We start from the raw sequence: 6,444 nt of genomic DNA, 5'->3' as shown, positions 1-6,444 counted from the left end.
TGTCGCGCGGCTGGATGCGCTGCCCGCGGCGCGCCACGCGATGGACGCGACCGGCGCGCCGGGGGTGATCCGGGCGCTGGCCGAGGGGCTGCGCCCCGGCGGGGCGCTGGGGCTGGTCGGGATCGGACATGGCGGGCTGGATCTGGACCCGGTGCTGCTGGTGGAGAAGGAGATGGCGCTGATCGGCTGCCACGCGTTCGGCACGGAGCTGGAGCGCATCGGCGCGGTGATCGCCGGGCTCGGCGCGGCGCTGGATCCACTGATCGGCGAGGAGATCCCGCTGAGCGAGGTGCCCGCCGCCTATGCGCGCCACCTGTCGGGCGAGGCGGCGGGGGTGAAGACCCTGATCCGCTGTTCGTCTTGACCGCCGGGGGCCGGCCCGGCCGCCCGCGCGCCCCCGGCCCGGCCGGTCGCGGCCGGCCCAGTTCCCTGATCCGAGGTTCCGCCCGGGGGAGGACCGGCTTGCCCCGGCCGCTCGCGGGTGGCACGGGAGACGCACAGACCCAGTCCGGAGAACCGTCATGAGTTTCACCCGCCGTTACCAGAATATCGAGGATTTCGCCGCCGCCGCCCGCCGCCGCCTGCCGCGCATCTTCGCCGATTACATCGAGGGCGGGGCCTTCTCGGAAACCACGATGCGGCGCAACCGCAGCGGCTTCGACGGCTGGGCGCTGCGCCAGCGGGTGCTGCGGCCGCTGGGGGCGCCGGATCTGTCGACCGAGGTTCTGGGGCGGCGCCAGGCGCTGCCCTTCGGGCCGGGGCCGGTCGGGTTCCTGGGGCTCTACCGGCGCGATGGCGATGTGCTGATCGCGCAGGAGGCGGCGGCGCGCGGCGTGCCGATGGTGCTGTCGACCTTTTCCATCAACGGGCTGCAGACGATCGCGAGGCGCAGCGGGCAGGTGCCGCAGTTCCAGCTTTACCTCGATATCGACGCCGACTGGACCGACAGCTATGTCGCGGCGGCCGAGGCGGCGGGGTCGGACACGATCTTCGTGACGGTGGACACCGCCATCACCTCCAACCGCGAACGCGACGGGCGCACCGGCTTCCGCTCGGTGACCCGTATCGATCCGCGGCTCTTCTGCCAGTTCGCGGCAAAGCCGGTCTGGGCGCTGGACCTGCTGCGCAACGGCTTCCCGCAGGTGGAACTGGTCGCGGGGCGGCCGGAATACGGCAATGGCGCCCTGGCCCAGGCGGTGGCGCTGTCGCAGCGGCTGGACAAGAACCTGACCTGGGAGAAGATCCGGCGGCTGCGGCAGCGCTGGAAGGGGCGGCTGATCGTCAAGGGCATCTCGGATGTCGAGGATGCCGAGATCGCCCGGGCCGAGGAGGTCGACGGGATCGTGCTGTCGAACCATGGCGGTCGGCAGCTGGATCACGGGCTCTCGACGGTGGAGCTGATCCCCGAGATCCGCGCGGCGCTGGGGCCGGACAAGGCGCTGTATGTCGATAGCGGGTTCCGCCGCGGCAGCGACGTGGTCAAGGCGCTGGCGCTGGGAGCGGATTTCGTCCTGATGGGGCGGCCCTTTGCCTGGGCGGTGGCGGCCGAGGGGCGCCGCGGCGTGGCGGCGGCCTTCGACATGCTGGCAGGCGAGATCGGCACCACGCTGCAGCTGATGGGGATGAATTCGGTGGCCGAGCTGAAGGCCGAGGGCGCGGACGCGCTGCGCCGGATCGGCTGAGCCGGGCCTATCGCGGATGCCGCGCCAGGGCTTCGGCGGCGCGGCGGAAGGCGGCCGTGTCCTCGAAGGGGCAGGGGGCGGCGGGCAGGAAGACCCGTCCGCCGCAGGCCGCCAGCGCGCCCTCGACCATCAGGTTGTCGCACAGCCCGAAGGTTTCTCCGCGCCATCCCGGTGCGGGCAGATGCGCCGCGGCGCGGGTCTCGAAGGGGCGGGGGTCGCAGGAATAGCCGAAGGCGGGCAGCCCCAGCCCGGCGATCAGCCCCAGCTCCACCGCCGTGCCCGCATCCATCGAGGGCCCCAGATAGGGCGAGAGATTGACCAGCGCCGCATCGCAGGACCGCAGCAGCCGGATATCCTTGGCGGCGATGGCCAGCCCGTGATCGCGCGGCGCGAACTCGCCCGGCGGCACGGTTTCATCGAGGGGAAACACGCCCTGAAGGCCGAACTCGGCGCAAATCGCCTTCTTTGCGGCGCCAAGCGCCTCGGCTTCGGGGTGAAAGACGTCTGGTCCGGCGAGATAGATGCGCATGGCGGCTCCGTGGTTTGCGCGGACCGTGGCCGGTGACGCCGCCATGCGCAAGCCCCGGCATGGCGGCCGGGGCGTCCGGGTCAGCCTTCGGGCATTAGCACGGTGTCGATCGCGTGGATCACGCCGTTGGAGGCCTCGATATCGGCCTGGATGACGGTCGCGTCGTTGACCATGACGCCGTCATCCTCGGTCGGCATGACCGTGAGGGCGGAGCCCTGGACCGTCTCGGGCATCATCTCGCCGCTGATATCGCCGGACATCACCGCGCCGGGCAGGACGTGATAGGTCAGGATCTGAACCAGCTTGTCCTTGTTCTCGGGCATCAGCAGCTCCTCGACCGTGCCTTCGGGCAGCGCGGCAAAGGCGTCATCGGTGGGGGCGAAGACGGTGAAGGGACCGTCGCCGGACAGGGTTTCCGCCAGGCCCGCAGCCTCGACGGCGGCCAGCAGCGTGTCGAATTCCCCGGCAGCGGCGGCCGTTTCGGGGATGCTCTTGGCCTCCATGTGGTGATCGGCCAGCGCCGGAAGCGCGAAGGCAGCGGCAGAGGCGGCGGCGAGCAGGGTGGTGCGGATCATGTGTCGTCTCCTTTGCATCGGGCATCCCGTCGCGGGATGCTGCAGGGGGGACGGATGCCGCGGGCGAAAAAGTTGAGCCTGACTTTCGCGCGAGCCCGGCTTGACCCTTCGGGGTCCCGCGCCAAGCAGGCCTTGCCGGGGACGGCAAGCACATCCTCGTGACGCGTCGTGATCGGCCGTGCCCTGCGGACGGGGCGGAAATCGCGCCCCGCGCGCGGCCCCGGCGTCATGCCCCGGTCATCCAGGCCTGCCAGATCGGGGATGCGAGGCCGCCGGCGATTGCAAGCGGCACAGGCTTCCTGTTCTGTGGAGCCGACACGAGGCCAAGGAAACACGCCGCCATGCATCTGATCGAACGCACCCTTTCCCTGCTTCAGCTGCTGCTTGCCGTGACGACGCTCACGGTCGTGGCGCTCGGGGTGATCTTCTTCTTCATCGACCGGTTCCGCAGCCCCGATGCCGTGCGGCGCAACTACCCCGTCCTCGGCCGGTTCCGGACGCTCTTCACCAAGCTCGGCGAATTCTTCCGCCAGTATTTCTTTGCCATGGACCGCGAGGAATATCCGTTCAACCGCGCGCAGCGGGACTGGGTCTACCACGCCTCCGACGACCGCATCTCGAACATGATTGCCTTCGGATCGACCCGCAACATCGAGCTGGCGGGCACGGCCATCTTCGTCAATTCCGCCTTTCCGCCGCTGGACGAGGAAGCCTCGGCCGCCGCGCCGATGGTGATCGGCGAAGGGGCGGACCAGCCCTATGTCGCGCGGTCGATCTTCAACATCTCGGGGATGAGCTATGGCGCGATCTCCAGACCGGCGGTGCGGGCGCTGGCCGGGGGCGCGAAAAAGGCCGGGATCTGGATGAATACCGGCGAGGGCGGGCTGAGCCCCTATCACCTGGAGGCGGGCTGCGACCTGGTCTATCAGATCGGGACCGCCAAATACGGCGTGCGCGACGCGAAGGGCAATCTCGACGAGGCCAAGCTGTCGGCGATTGCCGGATACGAGCAGGTCAAGATGTTCGAGATCAAGCTGAGCCAGGGCGCCAAGCCCGGCAAGGGCGGCATCCTGCCGGGCGACAAGATCACCCCCGAGATCGCCGAAATCCGCGGCATCGAGATGGGCCATGACAGCTATTCGCCCAATCGCCATGCCGAGGTGCATGACTGGGACGACCTGCTGGATTTCGTCTCGCGGGTGCGGCGGGTCACGGGCAAGCCCACGGGGGTGAAGATGTGCATCGGCACCGCCGACGGGATCCGCCCGCTCTTCGACGCGGTGCTGCGCCGCGGCCTGGATTGCGCGCCGGATTTCATCACCATCGATGGCGGCGAGGGCGGTACCGGCGCTGCGCCCGCCCCGCTGATGGACCTGGTGGGCATGCCGATCCGCGAGGCCCTGCCGCGCATCGCCGATATCCGCGCCGAATACGGGCTTCAGCACCGGATCCGCCTGATCGCGGGCGCCAAGCTGATCACCCCCGCCGATGTCGCCTGGGCCCTGTGCGCGGGGGCGGATTTCGTCGTCTCGGCGCGCGGATTCATGTTCGCGCTCGGCTGCATCCAGGCGCTGAAATGCAACAAGAACACCTGCCCGACCGGCATCACGACCCACAGGAAGGAACTGCAGCGCGGGCTGGTGGTGGAAAACAAGGTGGAGCGCGTGGCGACCTATGCGCGGGTCATCACCCATGAGGTGGAGATCATCGCCCATTCCTGCGGCGTGTCCGACCCGCGCCAGCTGACCCGCGGCCATGTCCGCATCGTTCAGCCCAATGGGCGGTCCAAGCGCATGGATGTGCTGTTCCCGGTGCCCGAGGCCCAGATCACCGCCGCCTGAGGCGCGCGCGGCAGTCGGGCGGGGCGCGAATGTTACGGCCCGCCTGCGCGAATGTGAGCGCATATGTTTTGGAAACCGGCGGTCTTGCGCCTAGTCTCGGGGGCAAGCCGCAGCCGAGGAGTTTCCGCCATGCGCTTCCGTCCCGATCTGGGCTGGTCCGATGTGACGCCCCGCGCCGATTTCCTGAACCGCCGCCAGCTGATCGGCGGGGCGGCGATGCTGGGCATGGGCGGGCTGGGCCTGCCTGCCGCGGCGCTCGATGCGGTGGAAAGCAAGTATTCCACCAATGCCGAGCCGAACACGCTGGAGGAGATCACCGGCTATTGCAATTTCTACGAATTCGGCACCGACAAGGGCGATCCGGCGCGCCATGCCGGGCAGATGACGACCGATCCCTGGTCGGTGGAGATCGGCGGGCTGGTGGAGAAGCCCGGCCGCTATGACCTGGCGGATGTGCTGAAGGGGCAGTCCCTGGAGGAGCGCATCTACCGCCTGCGCTGCGTCGAGGCCTGGTCGATGGTCGTGCCCTGGATCGGGTTCCAGCTGTCGGGACTGCTGGAGCGGGTCGGCGTGCAGCCCTCGGCGAAATACGTCGCCTTCGAGACGCTCTACCGTCCCGAGGAAATGCCCGGCACCCGCCGCCCCGTCATTCCCTGGCCCTATGTCGAGGGGCTGAGGCTCGACGAGGCGATGAACCCGCTGACCATCCTGGCCACGGGGCTGTACGGCGAAGAGCTGCCCGCCCCGAACGGGGCGCCGATCCGCCTGGTCGTGCCGTGGAAATACGGGTTCAAGTCGATCAAGTCGGTGGTGAAGATCACGCTGACCGAGGACCAGCCGCCCGCGACGTGGAACATGGTCAATCCGCGCGAATACGGGTTCTATTCCAACGTGAATCCGGAGGTGGACCACCCGCGCTGGAGCCAGGCAGAGGAACGCCGGGTCGGCGGCGGTTTCTTCGCAGCCAAGATCCCCACGCAGAAATTCAACGGATACGGCCAGTACGTGGCCTCGCTTTACGATGGCATGGACCTTTCCAGGCAGTTCTGAGCCGCCCCGCCTGCGCCAGCGGCTGTCGCGCCTTCCGGCATGGCCGGTCTATCCGCTGGCCGTCCTGCCCGTGATCTGGCTGTTCTGGCAGGGCGCGACGGGCCGGATCGGCATCGAGCCGGTCGAGGCGGTGGAGCACCGCCTGGGCCTCTGGGCGCTCTGGGCGCTGCTGGCCGGTCTGGCGGTGACGCCGCTGCGCCGGCTCGCCGGACTCAACCTGATGCGGTTCCGCCGGGCGATCGGGCTGGTCGCCTTCTTCTATCTCTGCTGCCACCTGCTCACCTGGGCGGTGCTGGATGTGCAGGGGCTGGCGGCGGCCTGGGCAGATATCGTCCGGCGCCCCTATGTGACCGTGGGCATGGCCGGGTTGCTGCTTCTGCTGCCGCTGGCGGCGACGTCCTGGAACGGCGCCATCCGCAGGATGGGCGGGCGGGCCTGGCGCAGGCTGCACCGGCTGGTCTATCCTGCGGTGCTGCTCGGGGCGGTGCATTTCGTGATGCTGCGCAAGGGCTGGCAGCTGGAACCTCTGCTCTATCTGGGGCTCGCCATTGTGCTCATCGCGGCCCGTTTCCTGCCGACAGGAAAACGCTCTTCGCCAAATCGCTGAATTTCATACCTTATTCCGGGCAGATGAAGAAAATGCGACATTTCCCGCAAAAAGCGCTTGCAGCCTGCGGCGTGGTTCCTTAGATAGCGCTTCACCGACGGGGCGGCGATGTTCCGGGGCGCTTCGGGAAGGCCGGGAACGGCGGAACGGGGCGGCGAGA

General features: G+C 68.9%; 6 protein-coding genes and 1 pseudogene. 5 read left to right on the top strand and 2 right to left on the bottom strand.

Going from position 1 to position 6,444, the window contains the following annotated elements:
• Together ICN82_RS20580 and ICN82_RS20575 are read left to right on the top strand one after the other, a co-directional pair.
• A pseudogene (locus ICN82_RS20580) lies at positions 1 to 364 on the top strand (dehydrogenase); the annotation flags it as partial.
• A 157-nt stretch (positions 365 to 521) separates the two neighbouring features.
• Complete coding sequence (locus ICN82_RS20575; protein WP_193187067.1) at positions 522 to 1,682, top strand: alpha-hydroxy acid oxidase; 1,161 nt, start codon at positions 522 to 524, stop codon at positions 1,680 to 1,682.
• A 7-nt stretch (positions 1,683 to 1,689) separates the two neighbouring features.
• On the opposite strand, the gene ICN82_RS20570 is transcribed toward ICN82_RS20575, so the two are convergent.
• On the bottom strand, positions 1,690 to 2,211 hold the full coding sequence (locus ICN82_RS20570) for a nucleoside 2-deoxyribosyltransferase (protein ID WP_193187064.1): 522 nt from the start codon (positions 2,209 to 2,211) through the stop codon (positions 1,690 to 1,692).
• Between the two features lie 80 nt (positions 2,212 to 2,291).
• Entirely contained in the window at positions 2,292 to 2,786 is a 495-nt protein-coding gene (locus ICN82_RS20565; RefSeq protein ID WP_193187061.1) for a fasciclin domain-containing protein, read from the bottom strand.
• Positions 2,787 to 3,127: 341 nt separating this feature from the next.
• Between ICN82_RS20565 and ICN82_RS20560 the strand changes: the two genes are divergently transcribed.
• The 3 genes from ICN82_RS20560 (at position 3,128) to msrQ (ending at position 6,284) form a co-directional block, all read left to right on the top strand.
• Positions 3,128 to 4,627 carry an FMN-binding glutamate synthase family protein gene (locus ICN82_RS20560; protein WP_193187058.1) on the top strand — a complete coding sequence of 500 codons (1,500 nt, stop codon included), beginning with the start codon at positions 3,128 to 3,130 and terminating at the stop codon, positions 4,625 to 4,627.
• 129 nt (positions 4,628 to 4,756) lie between these two features.
• Positions 4,757 to 5,677 carry a protein-methionine-sulfoxide reductase catalytic subunit MsrP gene (gene msrP / locus ICN82_RS20555; RefSeq protein ID WP_193187055.1) on the top strand — a complete coding sequence of 307 codons (921 nt, stop codon included), beginning with the start codon at positions 4,757 to 4,759 and terminating at the stop codon, positions 5,675 to 5,677.
• The gene (gene msrQ / locus ICN82_RS20550) at positions 5,649 to 6,284 is read left to right on the top strand and encodes a protein-methionine-sulfoxide reductase heme-binding subunit MsrQ (RefSeq protein ID WP_193187052.1); all 636 of its coding nucleotides are present in this window, start codon (positions 5,649 to 5,651) and stop codon (positions 6,282 to 6,284) included. Before msrP ends, msrQ begins: the two co-directional genes overlap by 29 nt.
• The last annotated feature ends 160 nt before the right edge of the window (positions 6,285 to 6,444 follow it).

The organism is Mangrovicoccus algicola, assembly GCF_014903745.1.
GTDB classification, from domain to species: Bacteria; Pseudomonadota; Alphaproteobacteria; order Rhodobacterales; family Rhodobacteraceae; genus Mangrovicoccus; species Mangrovicoccus algicola.
This window is presented reverse-complemented; position numbering and strand designations above follow the sequence as displayed.

Bases quoted from the DNA above. Each gene is read 5' to 3' on its own strand.
- msrQ (WP_193187052.1), top strand. From the start codon at position 5,649: ATGGCATGGACCTTTCCAGGCAGTTCTGAGCCGCCCCGCCTGCGCCAG.
- ICN82_RS20565 (WP_193187061.1), bottom strand. From the start codon at position 2,786: ATGATCCGCACCACCCTGCTCGCCGCCGCCTCTGCCGCTGCCTTCGCG.
- ICN82_RS20575 (WP_193187067.1), top strand. From the start codon at position 522: ATGAGTTTCACCCGCCGTTACCAGAATATCGAGGATTTCGCCGCCGCC.
- msrP (WP_193187055.1), top strand. From the start codon at position 4,757: ATGCGCTTCCGTCCCGATCTGGGCTGGTCCGATGTGACGCCCCGCGCC.
- ICN82_RS20570 (WP_193187064.1), bottom strand. From the start codon at position 2,211: ATGCGCATCTATCTCGCCGGACCAGACGTCTTTCACCCCGAAGCCGAG.
- ICN82_RS20560 (WP_193187058.1), top strand. From the start codon at position 3,128: ATGCATCTGATCGAACGCACCCTTTCCCTGCTTCAGCTGCTGCTTGCC.